Annotated in this window: 22 protein-coding genes, 3 pseudogenes and 1 riboswitch; of the genes and pseudogenes, 9 read left to right on the forward strand and 16 right to left on the reverse strand. The window is 54.2% G+C overall.

Going from position 1 to position 22,660, the window contains the following annotated elements:
- The first annotated feature begins 4 nt into the window (after nucleotides 1-4).
- The 3 genes from AP057_RS11905 to AP057_RS11915 are packed head-to-tail and all read left to right on the forward strand — an operon-like array spanning nucleotide 5 to nucleotide 3,578.
- Nucleotides 5-1,072, forward strand: a complete 1,068-nt coding sequence (locus AP057_RS11905; protein WP_055358833.1) for a YheC/YheD family protein — start codon at nucleotides 5-7, stop codon at nucleotides 1,070-1,072.
- The gene (locus tag AP057_RS11910) at nucleotides 1,069-2,418 is read left to right on the forward strand and encodes a YheC/YheD family protein (RefSeq protein WP_055358834.1); all 1,350 of its coding nucleotides are present in this window, start codon (nucleotides 1,069-1,071) and stop codon (nucleotides 2,416-2,418) included. The genes AP057_RS11905 and AP057_RS11910 overlap by 4 nt, the downstream gene beginning before the upstream one ends.
- Nucleotides 2,415-3,578 carry a YheC/YheD family protein gene (locus tag AP057_RS11915; RefSeq protein ID WP_055358835.1) on the forward strand — a complete coding sequence of 388 codons (1,164 nt, stop codon included), beginning with the start codon at nucleotides 2,415-2,417 and terminating at the stop codon, nucleotides 3,576-3,578. Before AP057_RS11910 ends, AP057_RS11915 begins: the two co-directional genes overlap by 4 nt.
- Here the strand turns inward: AP057_RS11915 and AP057_RS11920 are convergent.
- Nucleotides 3,538-3,939, reverse strand: a complete 402-nt coding sequence (locus tag AP057_RS11920; protein WP_055358836.1) for a hypothetical protein — start codon at nucleotides 3,937-3,939, stop codon at nucleotides 3,538-3,540. The genes AP057_RS11915 and AP057_RS11920 overlap by 41 nt on opposite strands.
- A 193-nt stretch (nucleotides 3,940-4,132) precedes the next feature.
- On the opposite strand from AP057_RS11920, the gene AP057_RS11925 reads away from it, so the two are divergent.
- The 3 genes from AP057_RS11925 (at nucleotide 4,133) to AP057_RS11935 (ending at nucleotide 6,538) form a co-directional block, all read left to right on the forward strand.
- Nucleotides 4,133-4,321, forward strand: a complete 189-nt coding sequence (locus tag AP057_RS11925) for a hypothetical protein (RefSeq protein ID WP_033011064.1) — start codon at nucleotides 4,133-4,135, stop codon at nucleotides 4,319-4,321.
- A gap of 82 nt (nucleotides 4,322-4,403) precedes the next feature.
- Nucleotides 4,404-5,294, forward strand: a complete 891-nt coding sequence (locus AP057_RS11930; protein WP_033011061.1) for a CdaR family transcriptional regulator — start codon at nucleotides 4,404-4,406, stop codon at nucleotides 5,292-5,294.
- Nucleotides 5,295-5,425: 131 nt separating this feature from the next.
- Nucleotides 5,426-6,538: an ABC transporter ATP-binding protein gene (locus AP057_RS11935; protein WP_055358837.1), complete on the forward strand. Its 1,113-nt coding sequence runs from the start codon at nucleotides 5,426-5,428 to the stop codon at nucleotides 6,536-6,538.
- A 55-nt stretch (nucleotides 6,539-6,593) separates the two neighbouring features.
- Here AP057_RS11935 and AP057_RS11940 read toward each other — a convergent pair whose 3' ends face one another.
- The gene (locus tag AP057_RS11940) at nucleotides 6,594-6,836 is read right to left on the reverse strand and encodes a hypothetical protein (protein WP_033013856.1); all 243 of its coding nucleotides are present in this window, start codon (nucleotides 6,834-6,836) and stop codon (nucleotides 6,594-6,596) included.
- A 289-nt stretch (nucleotides 6,837-7,125) separates the two neighbouring features.
- On the opposite strand from AP057_RS11940, the gene AP057_RS11945 reads away from it, so the two are divergent.
- On the forward strand, nucleotides 7,126-7,344 hold the full coding sequence (locus AP057_RS11945; RefSeq protein ID WP_055358838.1) for an alpha/beta-type small acid-soluble spore protein: 219 nt from the start codon (nucleotides 7,126-7,128) through the stop codon (nucleotides 7,342-7,344).
- An 87-nt stretch (nucleotides 7,345-7,431) separates the two neighbouring features.
- Here AP057_RS11945 and AP057_RS11950 read toward each other — a convergent pair whose 3' ends face one another.
- The 10 genes from AP057_RS11950 to tenA form a co-directional block, all read right to left on the reverse strand.
- Nucleotides 7,432-8,706 carry a hemolysin family protein gene (locus AP057_RS11950; protein ID WP_055358839.1) on the reverse strand — a complete coding sequence of 425 codons (1,275 nt, stop codon included), beginning with the start codon at nucleotides 8,704-8,706 and terminating at the stop codon, nucleotides 7,432-7,434.
- A 464-nt stretch (nucleotides 8,707-9,170) separates the two neighbouring features.
- Nucleotides 9,171-10,196, reverse strand: coding sequence for a thiazole biosynthesis adenylyltransferase ThiF (locus AP057_RS11955; RefSeq protein WP_033013858.1), 1,026 nt, complete (start codon nucleotides 10,194-10,196; stop codon nucleotides 9,171-9,173).
- The gene (locus AP057_RS11960) at nucleotides 10,193-10,960 is read right to left on the reverse strand and encodes a thiazole synthase (RefSeq protein ID WP_033013859.1); all 768 of its coding nucleotides are present in this window, start codon (nucleotides 10,958-10,960) and stop codon (nucleotides 10,193-10,195) included. Before AP057_RS11960 ends, AP057_RS11955 begins: the two co-directional genes overlap by 4 nt.
- A gap of 1 nt (nucleotide 10,961) precedes the next feature.
- Nucleotides 10,962-11,165, reverse strand: a complete 204-nt coding sequence (thiS, locus tag AP057_RS11965; RefSeq protein ID WP_033011052.1) for a sulfur carrier protein ThiS — start codon at nucleotides 11,163-11,165, stop codon at nucleotides 10,962-10,964.
- Nucleotides 11,162-12,298 carry a glycine oxidase ThiO gene (gene thiO, locus AP057_RS11970; RefSeq protein ID WP_055358840.1) on the reverse strand — a complete coding sequence of 379 codons (1,137 nt, stop codon included), beginning with the start codon at nucleotides 12,296-12,298 and terminating at the stop codon, nucleotides 11,162-11,164. Before thiO ends, thiS begins: the two co-directional genes overlap by 4 nt.
- On the reverse strand, nucleotides 12,282-12,905 hold the full coding sequence (tenI, locus tag AP057_RS11975) for a thiazole tautomerase TenI (protein ID WP_055358841.1): 624 nt from the start codon (nucleotides 12,903-12,905) through the stop codon (nucleotides 12,282-12,284). The genes thiO and tenI overlap by 17 nt, the downstream gene beginning before the upstream one ends.
- Nucleotides 12,906-12,925: 20 nt before the next feature.
- On the reverse strand, nucleotides 12,926-13,708 hold the full coding sequence (locus AP057_RS11980; protein ID WP_033013862.1) for an energy-coupling factor transporter transmembrane protein EcfT: 783 nt from the start codon (nucleotides 13,706-13,708) through the stop codon (nucleotides 12,926-12,928).
- Nucleotides 13,705-15,159 carry an ABC transporter ATP-binding protein gene (locus tag AP057_RS11985; RefSeq protein ID WP_033013863.1) on the reverse strand — a complete coding sequence of 485 codons (1,455 nt, stop codon included), beginning with the start codon at nucleotides 15,157-15,159 and terminating at the stop codon, nucleotides 13,705-13,707. The genes AP057_RS11980 and AP057_RS11985 overlap by 4 nt, the downstream gene beginning before the upstream one ends.
- Nucleotides 15,160-15,171: 12 nt before the next feature.
- Nucleotides 15,172-15,762, reverse strand: coding sequence for an ECF transporter S component (locus AP057_RS11990; protein ID WP_055358842.1), 591 nt, complete (start codon nucleotides 15,760-15,762; stop codon nucleotides 15,172-15,174).
- A gap of 30 nt (nucleotides 15,763-15,792) precedes the next feature.
- Nucleotides 15,793-16,476 (reverse strand): thiaminase II, encoded by a 684-nt coding sequence (tenA, locus tag AP057_RS11995; RefSeq protein WP_055358843.1) that lies wholly within the window; start codon nucleotides 16,474-16,476, stop codon nucleotides 15,793-15,795.
- A 102-nt stretch (nucleotides 16,477-16,578) separates the two neighbouring features.
- Nucleotides 16,579-16,686: riboswitch (TPP riboswitch) on the reverse strand.
- 143 nt (nucleotides 16,687-16,829) lie between these two features.
- On the opposite strand from tenA, the gene AP057_RS12000 reads away from it, so the two are divergent.
- Nucleotides 16,830-18,014 carry a class I SAM-dependent rRNA methyltransferase gene (locus tag AP057_RS12000; protein WP_055358848.1) on the forward strand — a complete coding sequence of 395 codons (1,185 nt, stop codon included), beginning with the start codon at nucleotides 16,830-16,832 and terminating at the stop codon, nucleotides 18,012-18,014.
- 23 nt (nucleotides 18,015-18,037) lie between these two features.
- Here AP057_RS12000 and AP057_RS12005 read toward each other — a convergent pair whose 3' ends face one another.
- From AP057_RS12005 to AP057_RS12020, 4 genes and pseudogenes are all read right to left on the reverse strand, one after another.
- Nucleotides 18,038-19,243 carry an MFS transporter gene (locus tag AP057_RS12005; protein ID WP_055358844.1) on the reverse strand — a complete coding sequence of 402 codons (1,206 nt, stop codon included), beginning with the start codon at nucleotides 19,241-19,243 and terminating at the stop codon, nucleotides 18,038-18,040.
- A 210-nt stretch (nucleotides 19,244-19,453) separates the two neighbouring features.
- Nucleotides 19,454-19,567 (reverse strand): annotated as a pseudogene (locus AP057_RS17910) (metal-dependent hydrolase); the annotation flags it as partial.
- A gap of 102 nt (nucleotides 19,568-19,669) precedes the next feature.
- Nucleotides 19,670-21,337: an alpha-glucosidase gene (locus AP057_RS12015; protein WP_055358846.1), complete on the reverse strand. Its 1,668-nt coding sequence runs from the start codon at nucleotides 21,335-21,337 to the stop codon at nucleotides 19,670-19,672.
- 135 nt (nucleotides 21,338-21,472) lie between these two features.
- Nucleotides 21,473-21,903, reverse strand: a pseudogene (locus AP057_RS12020) (2-dehydropantoate 2-reductase N-terminal domain-containing protein); the annotation flags it as partial.
- A gap of 64 nt (nucleotides 21,904-21,967) precedes the next feature.
- On the opposite strand from AP057_RS12020, the pseudogene AP057_RS12025 reads away from it, so the two are divergent.
- A pseudogene (locus AP057_RS12025) lies at nucleotides 21,968-22,660 on the forward strand (hypothetical protein); the annotation flags it as partial.

Consider the following 22,660-nt stretch of genomic DNA (forward strand, 5'->3'; position numbering starts at 1 on the left):
GACATTGATTTCACTCGGTTTTGTCACCCTTGATGAGCAACAGGAAAGCGTGTACTGCACCGAGGTAGCCCGCCGCGCCAAGCAGTATGGCATTTCCATATACCGTTTTTCGCCGCTGGCGATCGACCCGCGAACGGAAAATGTCCGCGGTGTCGTCTTTGATGACAAAAGTGGGGAATGGACCGATGCCGTCTTTCCCATTCCGCCGTTTTTGTACGACCGCTGCTTTTACGGCCACGACGACCGTTCCAAAAAAGCGAAACCGATTATGCATTGGCTGAAGCAACGCCCGGATGTCACGTTTTTAGGCTATGGCCTGCCCGGCAAGTGGAGCGTCTATGAGACGCTTTCCGCCCATCCGCTGTTGTCGGCATATGTGCCGCCGACCGTCCGTCTTGAGCGCGCCGATCACGTGCTTGATCTCCTTCGCCATGAACAAGCCATCGTCGCCAAACCGGTGCACGGCTCTGGCGGACGCGGCATTTATATTATCCAAAAGAAAGGGAAGACATTGTCCGTTCAAGACGGGCGCGGCCAAGAGCGGGCCGTGATCACCCGCCGAAACGAACTTGAACAATTCGTCGCTTCCTTGCAGCGCCGGGACGGCTATGCGCTTCAACCGCTTCTCTCCCTCTCCACCGAGGCAAGAGAACCGTTCGACTTTCGCTTTCTGCTGCAAAAAGATGAAACCGGACGCTGGGTTGAACGGGTGCGGGCTGTGCGCATCGGACGCCCTGGAACGTGGGTGGCCAATCTCCGTGCTGGTGCAGACATGCGCCCGTTCGCTGACTGGTTCGACCACCTTCCTTCTTCGAAACGCATCTTAGTGCTGGATGGCATTGACACGATCATCCGTACGTTGCCGGCTTATATGGACAATGAACTCGGTCCGTTGTTTGAAATCGGTCTGGATCTCGGCGTTGCTGACAACGGAGCGGTTTGGATTTTGGACGTCAATTCCAAGCCGGGAAGGAAAATCATCAGCCTTCTTCCGCCAGAGCAGCAAAACGATATTTACGAAGCGCCGCTTCAGTATTGCCGGTTTTTGGCGAGCGAGGTGGCCAACCGATGATCTATCCATTGGTCATTGATGACAACGAGTCCAATACAGTTATCCTTCCCTCCTCACTGAAAGCGGAAGGACGAACAGCCGTTGCCTTTGGCAGCTTCCTCGCTCCATGCACGATCATCTCATCTTCCGGACCGTCCGACAGCATCATCGTCGCCGGCGATGTCGCCCAGCGTCTGTTGATCCCGTTTGCCGCTAAGGTGCACGTGTTTTTGACTGACGAAGCCGTCCATATCGGACCGCTCGTCGGCGTTTTCACCGCTGGATTTACCAAGTCGCCCCATCGTCCGGTCGGAGGGCGCAGTTTTTTCTTCGCCAAACTGTTAGCGCAAGAAAAACAAGTCGGCGGGTTCGCCTTCTTGTTTGGCCTTCCTCATATCGACTGGGAGCATGGAACGGTCAACGGCTATTTTTACACGGAACGCGGTTGGGAACGGCATACGGTTCCGTTGCCGACGGTGATTTACAACCGCCTGCCGAACCGGCGCATTGAAAATGACGACATGTTCCAAACCGTGACGAAAACGCTGCAGACCGCCTATGGCATTCCAGTGTTCAACGGGCGCTTTTTCAATAAATGGGAGGTGTACCGCCGGCTTGCCGTCCATCGCGACGCACGGCCATATTTGCCGGAAACCTCCGCCTATGTCACGCGGCAGACGATCGAACAGTTTCTCAACCGGTATACGGGAGCGTATGTGAAACCGGCTGATGGCAGCCTCGGGCGCGGCATTTACCATTTGGTGAAAAAAAAGGATGCATACGAATGCCGCTTTCGTGACGAACACGGCGAAACGAAAACAACGCTGTTTCCGACCGCCATGGCGCTATGGCATCATTTGCTCACCCACGCCCCGCTTCATCGTTACGTCATTCAGCAAGCCGTCCCGCTCATCACCATCAACGGACGGCCGACAGATTTCCGCGTCCATACGAACAAAAATGAAAACGGCCAATGGCAAGTAAGCGCCGTCGCCGCCAAAATAGCCGGGCGGCAAAGCATTACAACCCATATGAACAGCGGCGGCATGGTCAAAACATTGGAAGAAATTTTTCCAAACACCGCCAAGCGCGAAACGGTGCTCGCCCGCCTCCGCGACGCCGCCTTGACACTTAGCCGTTGCCTCGATGAAACATCAGACACGTTAATTGGCGAAATCGGTTTTGATTTTGGGGTAGATGATCAGGGAAACATTTGGATGTTTGAAGCCAATTCCAAACCGGGGCGCTCTATCTTTAAACACCCGGGCCTCAAGGAGGCTGATGAGCGGACGGCGCTGCTGCCGCTTGCCTATGCGATCCATCTAAGCAAAACGGCCATCATCGATCCAGAGGCGTTTGGACTATGATCACGATCGGTTACCGGCGCGACGCCAATGAATGGGTGAGCAGGCGGCCGGACGGCTTCTATCGGTTCGGCCGCGGCGAGCTTGCCGCCGCCTCCCTCCCCGATCTTACCTTTGCGGTCAACGAGCAAAACGGGCGGGTCGGGCCGCTTGTCGGCATATTGGTGAGCGAATCATCCATTTCGGCTTTGCTTGGCGGAAGGAAACCATGGGTGGAGACCGTCATCCGCTCGCTTCATGCCGATGGCGGCATCGCCATCGTCAGCACCGCGGCCGGCATTGGCGAGAATATGGTCTCCGGTTATGTATTCGCCCCGGCGCTCGAACGGTTTGTCGAATCGTCCACTCCGTTGCCGGACGTCGTCTACAACCGAGTCAAAAGCCGGGAAGAAGAACAGAGTGAGCCGTTTCAAACAGCAGCCGCCCGGCTTGCCTCCCATGGCATCCCGCTCGTCAACCGCTCTTTTTTCCGCAAATCGGACGTTTGCTGCGCGTTGCAGACGGACCGCCGTCTTTGGCCTCATCTGCTGCCAACGGCGCCGGTCCGTTCGTTGGCTGATATTCACTCTTGGCTCCATCAATACGGCTGTATTTACTTGAAACGAGACGACGGGGCAAGGGGGAGCGGATTGCTCCGTCTCACCGCCTCGCCTGGGGCGGGAGCCATATGCGAATCCCCCCGCGGCCAAAAACGGGTAAGGTCGCTCGACGAGCTAGAGCCGCTTGTCCAATCCCATCGTTATATTGTTCAAGCAGCCGCCTGTACGGACACATGGAACGGGCGCCGTTACGATTTGCGCGTGCTCGCCCACTGGCAGCGCCATCGCCATACGATCACCGGCGTCGGCGTCCGCCTCGCCGGCCCTCGGTCGTTGACAACCCATGTATTTCACGGCGGAACGATCCTTCCGTATTCGGAAATTCAAAGCCGCATTGATGAACAGGCGCTCGAGCGCCTCATCGCCTGGAGCGGCGAACGCCTCAACGAGCAGTTCGGCCTTGTCGGCGAATTTTCTGCCGACATCGGCGTCGGAAAACAGCAGGAGCTTTACATTTATGAAATAAACGCCAAACCGATGGCTTTTGACGAGCCGGATATTGAAGCACGCCGGCTTCAGCGGCTCAATCGACTGTTTGCCGAACTAGCTCATCTTGCGCCATAGCAAAAAATTCTTTGCTATAACGAAGTGCCTGCTGCAGCACACCGTCTGCCGCCTGCCGGACGGCTCCGCTTAAACGCTGACTTACTTGTCGGCACAGCTTCGCTTTTTTCCACTCATCGGCGGTCAGCGCTTGCAGCAACTCGAAGCGGCCAGTGCTGGCCGCTTCTTGCTGTTTCTTTCTCTCACCCCAGCCTGCACCGGTCATCAAATGGTGAACATACTGCCAAAGTTGACGTTGTCGCTGAACCTCGGCGAAATACGTTTCCCATGTTTGCCCGTCTTCTTCAAGCGCTGCCAACTGACGAGCTTTTTCTTCAGCCACAGCGGTCGTTTCCAGCAATTGTTTGATCACAGCAACCACCCTATTTCCCTCCCTCTAGAAATGTTGATTTATCAAGGCTTTTCGGCTCCTCAGGGGTGTCCAAAAAATATTTTTCGACAAAATCCCTTACACCCTCCTTCTTGCCAGTCCTCTTTCATCCATATGAGCGAAGCGGATAGTCTATGCCTGTTTCGGACAAACTAGGAAAAAACGATGAGGAAGGAGCGAAACCATGGAGCGGAACGAAGCGGGGCGCCAAGACGCCTTATATGAGGGGCGCGATGAATATTACATGGATATTGACCGCATGATTAATGAAGGGATGGCTGGCGGCGTCGTGCACGGCCGCGGTGATGAGGTCAACATCGAAGAAGCGCGCGACCTGGTCAAAGAAGAACCGCCATACGACGCCGGCGAGTAAACGGAGCCGATTTTCCTGTCCACCAGGAAAATCGGCCTTTCTGTTATAATGAATGAAAAAAGGTAGAAAAGGGGGCGCCGTGATGTTAAAAGAGCTCGAATCACTTTATAAAGGGGACATTATCATCAACGGTCAACCGGCCGATCCCGAGGCGTACGAATGGTTTTATACCGCCGGGGGCGATGAGGTGGGCATCGCCAAAGAGCGGTTGACGGAACGAGAGCGGCAGCTGTTGGCGCTGTTATTGACCCCAGCCAACCGCCGGCGGGAGCCGGAAAGCGAAGAAGAACGGGCGTGGAAACAATGGATGGCCACCGGCCGCCCCGACGCTCCTGCGATGCTCTCTGCCCCATACTGCCGGTTCATTCATTTTCTCGTCAATCGCCCGATCGCCAACAAACAGGAATTTGCCGAAACGATTCACAACCTATTTGCCTCGCGGGTGCTGATCGTTTGGAATGAAGACAAGCGCGGGCTGCTGATTGAGGCCAAACAAAAACGGACGGCCGAGCCGCTCTTGCTGGCCGAAATGGCGGATGCGCTCGCCGCCGATTTTTATGCGACGATGCATTTGCTGATCGGCCCCGTTCGCCCGGTGAACGGGGAGCTGTACGAGTCGTTCCTTCTCGAGCAGCAATGTTTTGCCGCCGCCCGGCGCTTTTGGCCGAAACAGACGGTGTACGAATGGGAGGACGTCATTCCGCTTCCACTCCTTGAAAGCGCAGCAGACGACGGCAAGACAGGGCAAATTTTATCGTTTCTCGATGGGCTGGGCGAAGAGGAAGTGCGCGCCATGGAAACATTTTTAGAGTGCAATTTAAACGTCTCCATGGCGGCGAAAAAACTATATATGCACCGCAATAGCTTGCAATATCGGATCGACAAATGGGCCGAGCAAACCGGCATTGACATCAAGCGGTTTAAAGGCGCCGCGGCTGCCTATTTGGCTATTTTGCACCAACGCCGTGCGTAGCAGCGGACGCTTCCCCGTCATGTTGCCGAAAACGGGCAGCTTTTTTTGTGCACCTTGTCTATTCACGAATATTCACATTCATCTATATAATATGAGTGTGAGAAAACGATTTCAATAAAGGGGGATTCGTGATGGCGGAACTCGTGTTGGATCATGTGTATAAGATTTACGATAACAACGTCACGGCTGTAAAAGATTTTAACTTACATATTCAAGATAAGGAATTCATCGTCTTTGTCGGTCCGTCCGGCTGCGGCAAGTCGACAACATTGCGGATGATTGCAGGCCTGGAGGAAATTTCTAAAGGCGATCTCTACATCGATGGAAAACGAGTGAACGATGTACCGCCCAAAGACCGCGATATTGCCATGGTATTCCAAAACTACGCCCTTTATCCGCATATGAGCGTCTATGATAACATGGCGTTCGGCTTAAAACTGCGCAAGTTCCCGAAAGCGGAAATCGAGAAACGCGTCCGTGAAGCAGCTCGCATTCTCGGCCTTGAGCAATATTTGGACCGCAAACCGAAGGCGCTCTCCGGCGGACAGCGGCAGCGCGTAGCATTGGGACGCGCCATCGTCCGCGATGCGAAAGTGTTTTTAATGGACGAACCGCTTTCAAACTTGGACGCCAAATTACGCGTGCAAATGCGCTCGGAAATCGCCAAACTCCATCAGCGTCTTGAAACGACAACGATTTACGTCACCCATGACCAAACGGAAGCGATGACGATGGCCACCCGCCTCGTCGTCATGAAAGACGGCGTCATCCAGCAAGTCGGAACGCCGCGCGAAGTGTATGAGAAACCGGAAAACATCTTCGTCGGCGGCTTTATCGGCTCGCCAGCGATGAACTTTATTAGAGGAACGCTGCAAGACGGCAAGTTTGTCGTCGGCCAGACGACATTCGGCGTGCCAGAAGGGAAAATGAAAGTGCTGCGCAGCCAAGGGTACGTCGGCAAGGAAGTCATTTTGGGCATCCGTCCGGAAGACATTCATGATGAGCCGCTCTTCTTGGAGGCATCGCCAACGACAAAAATGACCGCGCATGTTGAAGTCGCTGAGCTGCTTGGCGCCGAATCGATGATTTATTCAAACATCGGCGGCCAGGAGTTTGTCGCCCGCATTGACGCCCGCACGGAAATCAAGCCGGGCCACCGCATCGACCTTGCGTTTGACTTGAACAAAGCGCATTTCTTCGACGTCGAGACGGAGCGGCGCATCCGGGCGGCGGATGAGAAGTAAGCTCCCCCCATTGTTTTGTATATAGACTTATTCGGCTCTAGCGCATCGCTAGAGCCTATTCTTTAATGAACCGCACCTCCTCCTCCCGGCAGTGCGGGCAATAGAACAGATGGACGCATTCATGGTTTCGATATGTGTGCGGGTAACCGTCAGCAAGCTTCATCACATCCGCATCCATGTACGGACTGTAGTCATCGAAATAATCCGTCACTTTCCCTTGGTCTTCCATCGGCTGCCGGCAATAGCTGCAATACACTGTCACCCGGCGCAACCCGTTGCAAAGTGGGCACACATTCATGCTGCTTCCTCCTCTAAGATGCCTCTTACTTTTAGATATTTCCTAATGATGGCGTCGATAAAACGTAAAAAATTACCATATTATCGCAGTGAATAACGGGCAAAAAACGTTCCAAACTATGAGTACCGCCAGCGAAACAGGACGCCTGCCAAAACACTTCCGCTGGCGAACGCAAAAGCAGGTGGGCCGTTGGGTTCAGCCAAGCTTGGCAGCACGCTTCTTCGCGTGCAGCGCTGGTGCAAATCCAGCCAACCCAGCCATCAAAATTTCTAAGGGGAGATGATCAACTATGGCACGCAACAACAACAACAACAATAACCAACTGCTCGTCGCTGGTGCCCAACAAGCGATCGACCAAATGAAGTACGAAATCGCCCAAGAATTTGGTGTGAACCTTGGCGCTGACACGACTTCGCGCGCAAACGGTTCGGTCGGCGGGGAAATTACCAAACGCCTTGTAGCGATGGCTCAACAACAACTCGGCGGCCAATTCGGCAACATTCAATAACCGGTTGACAGACAACTTCATAATAGATGGCAAAAGCCCCAGGCAGTCAGCCTGGGGCTCTTCTATATTCATGCGGTCCGAAAGCGCCTAGACGCCCCCCGCCTGCTCGGCGAGCGGTTGCTGGCTCAAGGAAACAAGCACTTTGCGGATGCGACGGTTGTCGACTTGGCGGACGGTCAACGTCAGCGAGCCGTATTGCAACGTTTCGCCGACCGCCGGAATGCGCTCAAACATTTCAAAAATCCAGCCGCCCAACGTATGCGATTCACTTTCCGGCACGTCGATGTTCATCACTTCGCAAAATTCGTCAAGCGGCAGTTCAGCGCTGAATTCAAAACTATGTTCATCGATTTGACGCACGGTTTTTACCGCTTCATCATGCTCATCCCATATTTCGCCGACGATTTGCTCAAGAATATCCTCAAGCGTAATCAAGCCGGCCGTGCCGCCAAACTCGTCAACAACGATCGCCATATGCACCTTGCTTTTTTGCAGCTCCGGCAGCAAATCGGACACTTTCATCGATTCGACGACAAACAGCGGCTGGCGCAACAGCTCGCGGACGCACACGTCACGCTTTTGGACAAGTTCGCTGAAAAAGTCACTTTCCGACAAAATGCCGATTACGTTGTCAATATCCCCTTCATAGACCGGGATTCGGGAATATTTTTCCTCCAAAAATACATCGCGAATCTCTTCAATCGGCTGGTTGACCTCGACCGCCACCATATCGGCGCGCGGTGTAAAAATTTCTCCGACTAAAATTTCATCAAAATCGAGCGAACGTTGAATCAGCTCTTTTTCCTGGTTGTCGATAACCCCTTCTTCTTCGCTCAGCTCGACCATCACCTTAATATCTTCCTCCGTGACGGCCGGCACGGCAGCCCCGTTGGCGAATCGCCGGGTCATACGCTCTTTCAGGGCTTGAAACAATGCCGTAATCGGCACCATGAGCTTCATCAGCCCATAGGCCAGGCCGGCATACCGGATGGCGAGCGGCTCCGCGTACTCTTTCGCCATCGATTTTGGCAAAATTTCACCGAAGACGACAGACAAAACGGTCATGACCGCAATGGCGACAAATAAACCGGTCTGCTCCCCAAGCAGAGAAGCAGCGATCTCGATAAATAGCGCCACCGCGATGATGCCTGTTAGACGGCTGGCCATAGCAAGCGCTAACAATGCACGGTCAAGATGCCCAACCACTGCTTGAAGCCGCTTGTTGTTTGAATGCTCTTCCGCGTAGTGTTTTAACCGGGTTTTGCTGGCCGATGAAAACGCCGCCTCAGCCGATGCAAACAATGCGTTCGCGAGCAAGAAAAGGAAAAACCAACCGAACAACCTTAACGGCCACTCTTCCAACGAATCTTCACACTCCTATCGGACCATGACTATGTTATTCATATCCATTCCTTTCCCAAAACATGCCTGCTGAAGCAAAACTTTCGGCATCGGGCGGAATGAGGCTGCGCGGCTATCGGCAGCCATTTCCGTTCCTTACCTTAAATATAACAAATTTTTCGCCAGCTGACTATAGCGGGAGGAATTAATTTCCATATATTACCATAAATCCACCTCAAAAAACGCGCCGAGGTGCGCCGGCGCGTTTTACGATTCGATCCAGCAGGAGCCAATAAAGTAGACAAGCACTACCAACGAGGCGATGTTCAACGTGACGGACCACTCATCCATCCATCTTCCCTCCCTTTGCCTTCTTACCTTCATCGTACTATATGGATAGCGGGAAAAACAGGGAAAACAAGACGGCTTTTTGACAGTTTTGTGACTGAAAAAAAACAGGGACTCAAAAAAAGAGGTCCCCGTTTTCATCCTAAATAACGGTAATAAATCGTTTTCGCCTCGTTCACATCCTTTGTGCCGTGCACAAGCGCGCGCCCGTCGGCGAATACGACAAGCCGCTTGGCGCCGAGCGATACGGAGACGAGATACGGATTCGCTTCGGCCCGGAGCCCTTGGCGGCGAAAAAGAGATGCCAATTCGTTTACATCGTACTGGCGCCGGGAAGACGGGCGAATTTGCACCGAGTCGCGCCCGCACAGCACAGCGGTCTTCGTCTGATGCTCATAAGAAAGAAACGGATAAGATGGACGATGTCCGCACGTCGGACAGTCGTCTCTTTTGACCGCGTCAATGCGAATCGCTGCGTATTCATTCGTCCAAAGATCAAACGAAACGAGCTTGCCGCGCAGCGCGGCCCAGTCCTCGACTAAAACTTTCAACGCCTCAGCCACTTGGTAACTGACGACCATCTGCACTGCCGGACTGATAATGCCGGCCGTGTCGCATGTCAATCCCCCTTGCGGCACCGTTTCAAGCAAGCAATATAAACATGGGGTACGTCCGGGAATAAACGCGTAACTTAATCCGTAGCTGCCGACGCAGGCGCCGTAAATCCACGGAATGCCATATTTGTAGGCAACATCATTGATGATCATGCGCGCATCGAAGTTGTCCGTCGCATCGATCAATAGGTCGGGCCGCTGTTCGACAGCCAATGATTCCAACTGTTCGGCGTCAGCCTCACCGACTATCGCGTCGATCTTGACCTCGCTGTTGATTCGCTCGAGCCGCCGCTTGGCCGCGATCGCCTTCGGCAGCCGCTCTTTCGCATCCACTTCGCTGTAAAGCTGTTGGCGCTGCAAGTTGCTCCATTCGACATAATCGCGGTCAATGATCGTCAGTTTGCCAATGCCGGCGCGCACGAGCGCTTCGGCGTTTCCTGTGCCGAGCGCTCCGGCGCCGATTAAGACGACGTGCTTTTCCCGTATTTTCTTTTGCCCTTCCTCGCCAATCGGCGCAAATAGTTGTTGCCGAGAATACCGTTCATTCAAACAACACTCATTCCTTCCGTTGGGCTGCTTGCTGACGCGTATCGTTTTTTCGGGATGCGCCCGGCTTCATAACCGAGCCGTCCCGCTTCCACCGCCAGCTTCATCGCTTTTGCCATTTTTACGGGATCAGCTGCGCCGGACACGGCCGTATTCAACAGCACCCCATCCGCACCAAGCTCCATCGCCAGCGCCGCATCGGCCGGCCCGCCGATGCCGGCATCGACGATCACCGGCACGGTCGCTTGCTCGATGATAAAGCTCAAATTGAGCGGGTTAAGGATGCCTTGCCCGGACCCGATCGGCGATGCCCCCGGCATGACGGCATGGCAGCCAAGCTCTTGCAAGCGCTTGGCGAGCACGACGTCATCAGACGTGTACGGCAAGACGATAAACCCTTCTTCCAGCAGCATTTCCGCTGCTTTTAACGTCTCAACCGGGTCGGGAAGAAGCGTTTTGTCGCAGCCGATCACTTCTACCTTAATCATATCACATAGCCCCGATGCTTTGGCCAGTCGGGCGATGCGGACCGCTTCCTCAGCCGTTTTCGCCCCGGCGGTATTGGGCAGAAGCTTATATCGGCTTAAATCAAGCTGCTCTAAAAAATTCGGCTGCTCCGGCGCAAAAATGTTCATTCGCCGGACGGCAAAGGTCAAAATTTCTGCGCCGGATGCTTCCACCGCTTCTTTTTGCACCTCAAGGCTCGGATATTTGCCCGTCCCGAGCAACAACCGCGAAGAGAATTCATACGGACCAATTTTCAGCATTTCAACCGCCTCCTACAAAATGAACAATTTCGACTCGGTCGCCATCCGCCAACGCCGTCACCGCGTATTCATGCTTTTGAATAATGCGAACATTGACTTCGACAATGGCCAGCTTTTGATCAAGTCGAAAATGGGCGAGCAAATCGCTGACCGTTTTCACTTCATCCGGCACGGCAACGTTCTCGCCATTAATGACTAAATTCATTCAACCCCCACCTTTTCTTCCGCGTGACGCGTTAATGAAAACGGTGACAAGTCAAACGCCGGCTCTTTCCGCTCTACTAGGTCGGCAAGCAGCCGGCCGGTGAGCGGGCTAAGCAAAATGCCGTTCCGGTAATGGCCGGCAGCGACAAATATCCCGCGCCGCTTTGGATGCTCGCCGATATAGGGCAAACCGTCTTTCGTTTGCGGTCGGATGCCGCTCCATGCCTTCACCCATTCTGCCTGTTCGACATCTGGAAGCAGACGGGCGGCACGGCGAAGCAGGCTCATCACCCCCGCGATTGACACGCGCCGGTCGTACGTCCCCGGCGTGGACGTCGCACCGATCAGCAGCCGGTTGCCGCGCTTCGGCACGATGTAACAGCCATTTTTCGCAAACACCGTCATTTGCACGAGCGGGGTTGGCGTACGCACCATGATGCATTCCCCCTTGACCGGGAATACAAAAAGCGGCAACCCGAGCGCGGCCCCCAGACGCGCCGCCCAGGCGCCCGAGGCGATCACGACAGCGGCAGCGGCGAACGTTCCGCTCGCTGTTTCCACGGTATGCCCACCGGCATCCGAACGAATGTCAAACACTTCCGTATGCTCATACAAATGCGCACCGGCGGAGACGGCGGCTGAAACAAGAGCGGCAGCCAAATCCGGGGCGCTCACTTGCCCGTCTCCGGGAATGTACATGGCGCCGGCCAGCGCCTCGCCCGCAAGACGCGGCTCCAGCTTAAGCGCTTCTTCTGCCGCCAGCCAGTGAACTATCTCACCCATTTCCTTCCAAAATGTATAATGGTGGTGCAACTCCTCCGCTTCTTCCGCATTCGTCGCAACTTTGAGCATCCCTTTTTCGACAAGTCCGATGTCAATACCGGTTCTCTCCCGCAATTCCGCAGCGAGCGCCGGCACGAGCGCCCGGCTTTGCAGGGCGAGCGGGATGAGCGGACTCGGCGCGGCGAACTCCGATTGCGCCCCCAGCATACCGGCCGCCGCGCTTGACGCTTCGCCGGTCATTGTTCCTTTTTCGAAAATCGCCACGCGGTGCCGCCGTTTGGCGAGCTCAAAAGCTGTCGCCGCCCCGATCACCCCACCGCCGACAACGACGACATCATAATGTGCCCCCATTTTTCCTCTCCCCTCTCACGATTTGCGCCAAACGTCTTGCTTCCACAACCGGATCAGGCGCTAAAAAGACAGCCGATAACACCGCCACTCCCGCGGCACCGGCCTCCATCACCCGGCAGGCGTTGCCGGCATGAATGCCGCCGATCGCAATAACCGGGATGCAGACGGACGCGGCCATCTCCCGCAACGAATCGATGCTGCGCGGCGGCAATCCAGGCTTGCTGGCAGTCGGAAACATATGGCCGTACAAGCAAAAGTGAGCGCCGTCCTCTTCCGCCTGCTTCGCCTCCGTCAGGCTGTGCACGGAACAGCCGACTGTCAAGTCCGGAAACGAACGGCGGACGGCACGCACCGGCAAGCTGTGATACGCGATCTGCACCCCGCCGACACCGCAGACGGCCGCGACGTCAACACGGTCATTGACGATGATTTTTTGCGGCGGCACCCCGGTGTAAAGCAGCGCGGTGACAAACTCGGCCACTTCGCGCGCCGTTTTTTCTTTCTCGCGAATGTGAATGGCATCCGCATACGGATGGATACGCGCACAAATGGCCGCGAATTCGTCGGCTGTTTGCCGCCCGGTGGAAATGAAGTGAAGAGCCCCCATCACAATCCCTTTCTTTCTGCCTACCGTACATCATGGACTGAAATATACGGGTAATGGACGCCCGCATAATAAGCGGCAACCAACAACGCAACGGTCAAGACGACAAACCAAATATCGCATTTGCCAAACTTGATTTCATAATAAAACGTACGCTGGCCGCTGTTGGAAAATTGTTTCGCCTCCATCGCCACGGCGATGCGCTGGGCGCGGCGGATGCTTTGTGCCAAAAGCGGGATGGCATAACGCTTCACTTTGCCAAGGCCGCCGCGGTTTGGCACGCCGCGCACTCTCAGCGCATACCGGACCGTTTGAAACTCCTCAATCATGATCGGCAGCAGGCGGACCGCCGCCAAAAAACTGTACGCATACTTCGGTTTCAGCTTCAATTGCTGCATGAGCGAATAAAACAGCTGCACCGGCCGAGTCGTCAAGGAAAAAATCAAGCCTAACAGCCCGAGCGACAAGGCGCGAAATCCGAGATGCATGCCGCGCCAAAAGCTTTCCGCTGTTACGTGGATGAGCCCCCAGCGAAACCACGTTGTCGTCCCTTCGCCAAACATCATCATCGATGAAGCAGTGGAAACAAAGATCAGGAAAAACGGCAAAAACAGCCAAACAAGCAGCTTTGCTGGATACCCGGTGCCGAAGCAAAACAAAACGAACAGGGCGAGCGACAAATTGATGAGCACGTTCGGGTTATGAATGAACAACACCGCAAAAAAGAGCATGACGAGCACAATGAGCTTCAAACTCGGGTTCGCTTCATAAAGCCATGTCTCACGGCGCTGAATGTCCCAGTTCATCGCCATGTTCCTCCTTCAGCCAATACAGTCTCCACAGCAGCGAGGCGCTCATCGCGAACAAGCGCTCCGTCTTCCACCACCCATCGTCTCGTCGCAAAACGACGGACAATTTGTTCGTCGTGGGTGACCATGATGATCGCCGCCCCTTGCCTTCGGTATGACTCCAACATCGCCAACAACGCAAACGTGTTTTTCGCATCCTGTCCAAATGTCGGCTCATCAAGCAAAAAGAGGCGTTGACCGGCGACGATCGAAGCAGCCACGCTCAACCGCCGTTTTTGCCCGACTGACAGCTGGTACGGATGCACTTCTTCCTTTCCGTCAAGGCCAAACGCGCTGAGCAGGCGGGTGACCGTCTCATTGATTTCCTCTTCAGATCGCCCCTCAAGCCGCAGCGAATACGCCAGTTCATCGCGCACAGTATGGGTGACAAATTGAAATTCGGGATTTTGAAACACGAACGCGATATGGCGGTAAAGCGGCTGCCGGAGCTCGATATCCTCCCCGAACAATGTATATTCGCCTTCGGTGCGAATCAGTTGCATCAACCCATGCAAAAGCGTGCTTTTGCCCGCGCCGTTTCGGCCGGTGACGGCGATCCATTCTCCCGCCCGCACAACCGCCTCCGGTACGCTGATTTTCACCTCCCGGCCGCGAAAGCCGCGGAAACGGTGAAGGCGGATCAGCTCCTCGCCTTCCTGCCTTTCCTCCCGGCGCACGATCGGTCCGCATTCCTCCCAAACGTCCGGGTGCCAAATGCCTTCCGCCGTCATGACGTCCTTATATCGGGAAAATACTTCCCTCGCTCCTCCATCGGCGATGATGCACCCGTCGCTGCCAAGCAACACAATCCGGTCGACGAAGTCAAGAACATGGTTGATTTTATGCTCGACGATGACGACCGTTTTGTCCCGGCTCACATCCCGCACCGCCTGCCATACGGCTTTCGTCCCTTCCTCATCGAGCAAAGCCGTCGGCTCATCCAAAAACAAAACATCCGGCTCAAGCGCAAGAACAGAAGCGAGCGCCAACCGCTGCTTCATCCCGCCGGAAAGCGTATGAATGTCGGTGTGCGGTTCGATCGCCAACCCGACTTGGTCCAACAGCAAGCGGATGCGGGCGGGCATCTCGCGGCGCGGCACACTTCGATTTTCGAGGGCAAACGCGATTTCCTCATCGGCATACGGCATGCAAAACTGCGTATCCGGATCTTGAAACACATATCCCCATCGTTCCGGCCGCTCAAGGCGCCCGGCTTTCATCGGCACGTCGATCGAGTGGGGAATGATGCCGGCCATCACTTGCAAAAGCGTCGACTTGCCGCATCCAGACGGGCCGAGGAGAAGCACTTTCTCCCCGGCAGCAACGGACAGCGACAAATCGCGGAACAATAAGTCGCTATGCCCGGGAAACTTCAGGCGCAGCTGTTCGATGACAATGGCTTGCTTCATCGGTCATTCCCCTTACCGGTTCAGCGCATCATAGTCCTCTTTGGAAGCCGGCCGCCACATTTGCGTCACCCCGGTTTTCTCAAGCGCCTTGGCCAACGAAACGGCGAACACGCCGGAGATAAGAACGGCGCCGACAAAACGCGCCAGCAAAAAGAGCACCATGTTCCACGGGGCGAGCGCCTCGATATATCCTTTGTAAAAGTCCATGATCAGCGAACCGACCGTCGCGCCGACGGCGCTGAGCGACACGACAAACACGTCAAACCGCCGATAGCGGAACGCCGCAAAGACAAGCTCGGCAAACAGCCCTTGTACAACCCCATAAATCAACACCTCAAGCCCCCACTGCGACCCCATCACCAACTCGCCCGATGAAGCCGCAATCTCGGCAAGCAGCGCCACCCCCGGTTTGCGGATTAGCAAATACGCAAGCGACGACGCGATAAACCACATGCCATAAATCAGTTGATCGGCATGAAACCCGAATACTTTCACCACTTCATACAACGGCCCCCACACTTTGTAAATGACGCCGAACACAACGGCAATGACAATCGTCGTTAAAATATCGGCCAGTTTCAACCCTTTCGATGTTGTTCCCATGAAAACTCCTCCTTTCGTGTTGTCGCCGTTTCACCGGCTCTTCATGAGCTCGGCCGATGGCCACCGCTCCAGTCGGTACGCCATCTCCCAAAACTGATACTCATAGTCACTGCTGATCAAAAAATGCTGTTCCATCCGGCGCCGATCTTCCTCAGTCACGGCAGCGGCAATGGCGTCAAGCCGGTCGATCTGCTCCTCAACAAGCGAGCGAAACCAATCGGAGCTGTATGTACTGATCCACTTTTCATAAATCGGATCGTTCGGCCGGCACGTTTTCAGCCGCTCACCGATTTCGTAATACAGCCAATAGCACGGCAAAATCGCGGCAATGACATCGCCCAAATGCCCTTCATACGCCGCCCGGTACATATGCGATGTATACGCGTAAGCCGTCGGCGCCGGCATGAACACAGCCCGTTCCTCTTCGGTGATGCCAAGCAGTCCGGCAAACGTTTCATGAAGCGACAATTCCGCTTCGCATGTGCTTTGGGCATGGTGCGCCAGCCGGGCCGTCGTCGCCAAATCCGGCGATTTCGCCGCCCCGATCGCCTGCACACGGGCAAAATGGCGCAAATAGTACGCATCTTGCATGACATAATAGCGGAATTTTGCGCGATCCAACGTTCCTTCGCCAAGCTCTTTGACAAACGGGTGACGGAAACTCGCCTGCCAGATCGGATCAGCCGCCTGGCGCACGCGCCTTGCAAACGACATTCGTATTCCCCCTTTTTCCAAAATAAAAGCGCCGCCTTCTTTACCGATTCGCGTAAAGAAGGCGGCGCGAGCATACAGATTTTCCAATGCGGCCAAAGCCGGCCTGCAGCTCCTCCACTTCCCTACGCTGGCATTACCCAGATCAGGTGCTAAGGGTCTCAAAGTCACACTTTGATCTCAGCCTGTTTACAGGCCCCCCTAGTGGATGTCTGATTGTGATGAAATTTTCTTTACATTTATCATATCACGGCCGCATCGGTTGTCAACCTTTTTTTCGGCTGTCATTGCGCCGCGCTCCGCAATTCGCTATGATAAAAGCGCAACGATTGATTACCGGATGGGAGTTGGAACTGATGGCGAAAGTGATCTTGAAGCGGCAGCGAAAAAAACGGCTCGAACAAGGCCATCCATGGATTTTTCAGGGCGAAGTCGACCGTATCGAGGGTGACATCACACCGGGAGATTTTGTCGATGTCTATAACCATCAAGGGTACTGGTTGGCGAAAGGCTACATCAATCCAGCCTCGCAAATCATCGTCCGGGTGTTGACGCAAAATCCGGATGACGAGCTCGATGAGCGGTTTTTCATTGAGCGCATCCGCCGCGCCTGGGCGTATCGCGAACGGATGCTCCCGGGCGTCCGTTCATGCCGCGCCGTCTACGGCGAGGCCGATTTTCTGCCGGGGCTCATCGTCGATAAATATGAGGACGTGCTTGTGGTGCAAATTTTGGCGCTCGGGATGGAAGTGCACAAAGAGTGGATTTTGCGCGGCTTGCTTGACGTGTTCGCTCCAAGGGCCATTTATTTGCGCAACGATGTGTCCGTGCGGGAGCTTGAGGGTCTCAAACAGGAAAAAGGGTTTTGGTACGGGGAAGCGGAGACGGAGATGGAAATCGAGGAGAACGGCGTGAAATACATTGTCGACATTGAAAACGGGCAAAAAACCGGCTTTTTCTTCGACCAGCGGCAAAACCGCGCCGCCCTCCGCCCGCTCATCGGCCCGGAGACGACGGTGCTTGATTGTTTCACCCATACCGGCTCATTTATGCTGAACGCCTGCCTGTACGGAGCGAAGCACGCCACCGCCGTCGACATTTCCGAGCATGCAATTGAGACGGCAAAACGAAATGCGGCCTTAAACGGATTCACAAATGTAGAATTTGTCGTCGCCAACGCATTCGATTACTTGCGCGAAGCAGTGCGATCCGGCAAACAGTGGGATGTCGTCATCATCGACCCGCCGGCGTTCGCCAAATCGGCCCACGCGGTGCCAAAAGCGCTGCGCGGCTATAAAGACATCAATTTGAACGGGTTGAAACTCGTCAAAGACGGCGGCTTTTTCGTCACGTCGAGCTGTTCGTACCATGTTCGCCCGCACATGTTCCAAGAGATGATCGCCGATGCGGCGTTTGACGCCAAAAAAGTGCTCCGCCAAGTGTACTGGAACGGCGCCGGCTATGACCACCCGAAACTGCTTGCCGCCAATGAAGGCGACTATTTAAAATTTGCCATCTACGAAGTGCACTCGCGGCGCTAAAGAAAAACGCTTAAGGACAAACCTTAAGCGTTTCTTTCTTGCCGCGGATGAAGAGGTTGTTCTTTGCGCAGCACGCTCAAGTAAACGAGCATGGAAACAAGCACCGAACCGGCGGCGGCTACATAAATGCTCGGATAGCCGAACCAGTGGCTGATTTGGCCAAACACCATCGCCCCGATGCCAACGCCTAAATCAAAAAAGGAGAAAAACGTTGCATTCGCCATTCCTTTCCGATGAACAGGGGCCCGCTCAACCGACCACGCCTGCAGCCCTGGCTGCACCATGCCAAAACCGAAGCCATACAATACTGCCGCCAAAAGCAGCGCCCATTCCCCCGGCAGCCAGGCGAGCAGCAGCATCGCAAGCAAAATGAGCCCCGCACCTGGGAGAAAGACAGCCCGATGCCCTTTCCGGTCATACAGCTGGCCGGCGAACGTGCGCGTCACCATCAGGGCGAGCGCATAAAGCAAAAAATACAGCTGCAAACCGCCGACCCCTTTTTGCGCCGTATATAGCGGCAAAAACGAAGCAATGCCGCCGAACGTCACCGTTAAAAAGAAGAGAAGCACGGACGGAACGAGCGCCGTTTTTTCGTAAAGATCCCACTTGTTCGTCTCATAGCGCGGCCTTCCCTCCACTTTTTTATAGGTGATGGCCGCCGCAAACAATACGGAAGCAACGCCAAGCAGAGCGCAAATCAGAAACAAATGGCTAAACGGAATCATAGCGGCAAGCACAAGTCCAAGCGACGGACCGAAAGCGAGGGCGATGTTTCCTGACAATCCGTAATAACCCATTCCCTCCCCGCGGCGGCTGGCCGGAATGATGTCCGTCGCCACCGTTCCGGAAGCGGTTGTCGAAAACCCCCAGCCAATTCCTTGGACGACGCGCATCAAAAAGAGAAGAAGCATGCTGGTGATGACACTGTACGAACCGACCGAAACGACAAAAATGAGCAGCCCAAGCAAAAAGACAAACCGCCGTCCCCGCGTCTCAAGCGCATGGCCGGCAAACGGACGGACGAGAAGTGCGGAAAAAGTGAAAATCCCGACGACAAGGCCGATGAGCTGGTCGTTGCCGCCTAAGTGTTCGACAAACAGCGGCAGTGTCGGCAGCGTCATTTGAAATCCAAGAAAAATGAAAAAGTTGGCCAAGCAAATCAAAATAAAATTGCGCGTCCAAATTTTTTCTTTCTGTTCCGCAACAACTTGCCTTTGTTGCGCATTCATACCGATCCCCCTTGTACGATATATATTTCGTGTCCCTTAATATTTGTCAGTATAGCATAACTGTATGCTTTCGTTTAACAAAAATGTTTGTCCAGCACGTTTTTTGAAAAAAGCCGCGCAAAGGCGGCTTTTCTCCGGAGCGAGCCTATATATCGGCCGCCCCAAGCGGTGCGGCCGATCGAGTAAAAAAAGCCGCCAATCGGCGGCTTTTTACCATCCTTTCCGTTTCCGCAATGACACAATTTGCGCCGTATGATGCCTGCCATGTCATGCATACAGCGCGGTCAATACGTACAGCGGCATCGGCCGCAACGCTCCTTCCGGTTGGACTTGAAACGTTCCGATCGGGTAGCGAATCGGATCGACCGTCCCCGTGTTGATCATCTCCCTTCCGTATTCATTCCACACAGAAAGGCAAATTCCTTCTTATTCTTTCCAGATGTATACGCGCGCCTCGTACGGTTTCAGCTTAAAACGCGTCGCATTTTTATGCGGACGGACCGGGTAGTTCGAGAGCACCAAATCGCTTGACTGAAGGCGGAAGCCGTCATAGCGGTAAAGTGACGGGCGGTCCGACAAGTTGACGACTACAAGCGCGCGATCACGTCCGAGCGTTCTTGTGTACGCGTAAATGGATGGGTGGTTTTCCAAAAGCAGATCGTACGTTCCGTAAACAAACAGCTCATTCGCTTTCCGAAGCTGAATCATTTGTCGATAAAACGACCATACCGAGTTCGGGTCGCGCCGCTCGGCCTCGACATTGATCGTACGATAGTTTTCGTTCACCTTGATCCATGGCGTACCTGTCGTGAATCCAGCGTTTGGGGCATCAGACCATTGCATCGGGGTGCGCGAGTTGTCGCGCCCGGTTTGCCAAATGATCTTCATCACTTCCTCATGTGTCCGCCCCTTCGCCCGTTCGAGTTCATACAGGCGAAGAGCGGACACATCACGATAATCACGGATGTCATCGAACCGCACGTTCGTCATCCCGATCTCTTGCCCCTGATAAATGAACGGCGTCCCTTGCATGAAAAAGTAGAGCGCGCCGAGCGCCTTGGCGCTTTCCGCCCAATAGTCGCGGTCATTGCCCCACGTCGAAACGGAGCGGGGCAAATCGTGGTTTTCCAAAAACAACGCATTCCACCCGCGGTTTTCAAGCCCTTTTTGCCATTTCGTCAACGTCCGCTTTAGGCGGCGGACATCGATGGAACCATCCGCACTCCTTTCCCATAGCCCTAGATGCTCAAACTGAAAAATCATATTGAACACGCCGTTTTCTTCCCCGACCCATTGTTCGGCCTCATCAACCGTTACTCCGTTCGCCTCGCCGACCGTCATAATGTCATATCGCGCAAACGTTTGCTCTTTCAACTCTCTTAAATATTCCATAATGCCAGGCTGGTTCATATGCCCGGCAAACGACGGTACATACTTCAGCCCCTTCGGGTTTGGCAAATCGGGAAGACCCGGCTTTTTCTTAATGTGGGAGATCGCGTCGATACGAAAGCCGTCGATACCTTTATCCAGCCACCAGTTGACCATCTCATAAAGCGCCTGGCGCACCTCACTGTTTTCCCAGTTCAAGTCGGGCTGTTTGACATCAAAAATATGCAGATAATATTGACCCGTCCGCTCGTCATACTGCCACGCCGAGCCGCCGAAAATGCTTTCCCAGTTGTTCGGTTCGCGCCCGTCTTTGCCGTCACGCCAAATGTACCAGTCGCGCTTCGGATTGTCGCGCGATGACCGCGATTCGATAAACCACGGATGCTCATCACTCGTATGGTTGATGACCAAATCCAAAATGACTTTCAACCCGCGCCGATGGGCTTGGGCAAGCAATTCATCGAAGTCATCCATCGTTCCAAACTCATCCATAATGGCATAATAATCGCTGATGTCATATCCGTTATCGGCGTTCGGCGACCGGTAAATTGGACAAATCCAAACAATGTCGACTCCAAGCTCCACCAAATAATCCAGCTTTTCGATGATGCCGCGAAGATCGCCGATGCCGTCGCCGTTGGCATCCATAAAGCTGCGCGGATAAATTTGATAGGCGACGCCCTCTTTCCACCATGTTTTTTTCAAGGCTTCCTCCCCCTTTGTGCACACGTTTTCACTATCCACTGTACACTACATGACGGAAATATACAACTCTCTTTTTTCAAGACTAGCGAAAAAATGATTGATGAATATTTTTAGGCTGTTGTTTTCAATTGCCGCCCGTAAAACAACAGCCGTTTGAACGATTTCCCCTTTTTCGTTTAACGTCGTTTCGATGAAACAAAGCCCCCCAACACCTTGTCATCGCCAAATGACTCCCGCAACACATCCATATGGGCCATGCCGTTTAAGAGTGGCAAAATCATCGTTGTCTCACCGACGTACGGTTTAGCATCAGCGATGGCGCCCGCCAAATGATACGCCTTGTTTGAAAACACAACAAGATCGAACGGCTCCGTCCGTTCACCGGCCGCGATCAGTTTCGGCGCGAGCACTGCATCGCCGTGGACGCTGCGGATGACAAGCCCGCGTTCCTCAAGCTCCCGCTTTCTCCGCTCACGGACGAGAAATGTCACATCGACGCCTTTTTCGAGCAGGCGTCCGCCGAAATAGCCGCCAACCGCCCCCGCTCCCACGACAAGAACACGCATGTTATGTATCCCCCTTTTCCCACATGTTCATAGCCAAGCCTAGGCTGGAATGGACAGCGTTTCGATGCAGACGTTGAAAAAAGGAAGAAGGGGACCCCCCTCCATACCCATCAAGTTAAGAATTTTGGTCTTTGTGCATCGTCAAAAACATGGTATCCTTTCTAACGAACACTCCACGTTAGAAAGGATTTTTTTCATGGAAAAACAAATGAAAGCATGGATTCAAACCATTCGTCAACTCTTTTCTCCCGAAGAATTAACCCGTCTCGCACGGAAAACAGGCTTTATCCGGCGGCAGCGTTCGTTAACGGCGGAAGCCTTTCTGACTCTCTGTGCATGGGGAGATGGCTCACTGGCCAAACAGTCGCTTCAGCGGTTGTGTGCGGCCTTGACGCTCTGGCATGGCTGTTCCCTTTCAAGCGAAGGCTTGAATCAGCGTTTTACCGATCGGGCCGTGGCATTTTTGCGAGAAGTGTTTTTCCTTCTCCTCCTGCATCAACGTCCATTGCTTTTGTCAGCCATGGAGACCTATCGAACTTGTTTTACCCGCCTGCGGATTTTGGACTCAACCAGCTTTTTGGTTCCCGCTGACTATGGGGAAGACTATCGAGGTTCCGTTTCGTCGGGGGTGAAAATTCAGTTTGAATATGACTTGTTATCCGGCGCCTGCCTTCAGCTATGCGTTCAATCGGCCAATGACTCGGACGCTCGTTTTGCCTATCATGCCCAGCATACGATTTTACCGAATGACCTATGT

Source organism: Geobacillus sp. Sah69, assembly GCF_001414205.1.
Taxonomy (GTDB): Bacteria; Bacillota; Bacilli; order Bacillales; family Anoxybacillaceae; genus Geobacillus; species Geobacillus stearothermophilus.

What these genes read in the sequence shown, in the direction of transcription:
- AP057_RS11935 (WP_055358837.1), top strand. Translation starts at nt 5,426, where the DNA reads ATGGCGGAACTCGTGTTGGATCATGTGTATAAGATTTACGATAACAAC.
- thiO (WP_055358840.1), bottom strand. Translation starts at nt 12,298, where the DNA reads ATGGGGGCACATTATGATGTCGTCGTTGTCGGCGGTGGGGTGATCGGG.
- tenA (WP_055358843.1), bottom strand. Translation starts at nt 16,476, where the DNA reads ATGTCGTTTGCAAGGCGCGTGCGCCAGGCGGCTGATCCGATCTGGCAG.
- AP057_RS11990 (WP_055358842.1), bottom strand. Translation starts at nt 15,762, where the DNA reads ATGGGAACAACATCGAAAGGGTTGAAACTGGCCGATATTTTAACGACG.
- AP057_RS11985 (WP_033013863.1), bottom strand. Translation starts at nt 15,159, where the DNA reads ATGAAGCAAGCCATTGTCATCGAACAGCTGCGCCTGAAGTTTCCCGGG.
- AP057_RS11940 (WP_033013856.1), bottom strand. Translation starts at nt 6,836, where the DNA reads ATGAATGTGTGCCCACTTTGCAACGGGTTGCGCCGGGTGACAGTGTAT.
- AP057_RS11925 (WP_033011064.1), top strand. Translation starts at nt 4,133, where the DNA reads ATGGAGCGGAACGAAGCGGGGCGCCAAGACGCCTTATATGAGGGGCGC.
- tenI (WP_055358841.1), bottom strand. Translation starts at nt 12,905, where the DNA reads ATGGGGGCTCTTCACTTCATTTCCACCGGGCGGCAAACAGCCGACGAA.
- AP057_RS12000 (WP_055358848.1), top strand. Translation starts at nt 16,830, where the DNA reads ATGGCGAAAGTGATCTTGAAGCGGCAGCGAAAAAAACGGCTCGAACAA.
- AP057_RS11910 (WP_055358834.1), top strand. Translation starts at nt 1,069, where the DNA reads ATGATCTATCCATTGGTCATTGATGACAACGAGTCCAATACAGTTATC.
- AP057_RS11915 (WP_055358835.1), top strand. Translation starts at nt 2,415, where the DNA reads ATGATCACGATCGGTTACCGGCGCGACGCCAATGAATGGGTGAGCAGG.
- AP057_RS11930 (WP_033011061.1), top strand. Translation starts at nt 4,404, where the DNA reads ATGTTAAAAGAGCTCGAATCACTTTATAAAGGGGACATTATCATCAAC.
- AP057_RS11980 (WP_033013862.1), bottom strand. Translation starts at nt 13,708, where the DNA reads ATGAACTGGGACATTCAGCGCCGTGAGACATGGCTTTATGAAGCGAAC.
- thiS (WP_033011052.1), bottom strand. Translation starts at nt 11,165, where the DNA reads ATGAATTTAGTCATTAATGGCGAGAACGTTGCCGTGCCGGATGAAGTG.
- AP057_RS11945 (WP_055358838.1), top strand. Translation starts at nt 7,126, where the DNA reads ATGGCACGCAACAACAACAACAACAATAACCAACTGCTCGTCGCTGGT.
- AP057_RS11960 (WP_033013859.1), bottom strand. Translation starts at nt 10,960, where the DNA reads ATGCTGAAAATTGGTCCGTATGAATTCTCTTCGCGGTTGTTGCTCGGG.
- AP057_RS12005 (WP_055358844.1), bottom strand. Translation starts at nt 19,243, where the DNA reads ATGAATGCGCAACAAAGGCAAGTTGTTGCGGAACAGAAAGAAAAAATT.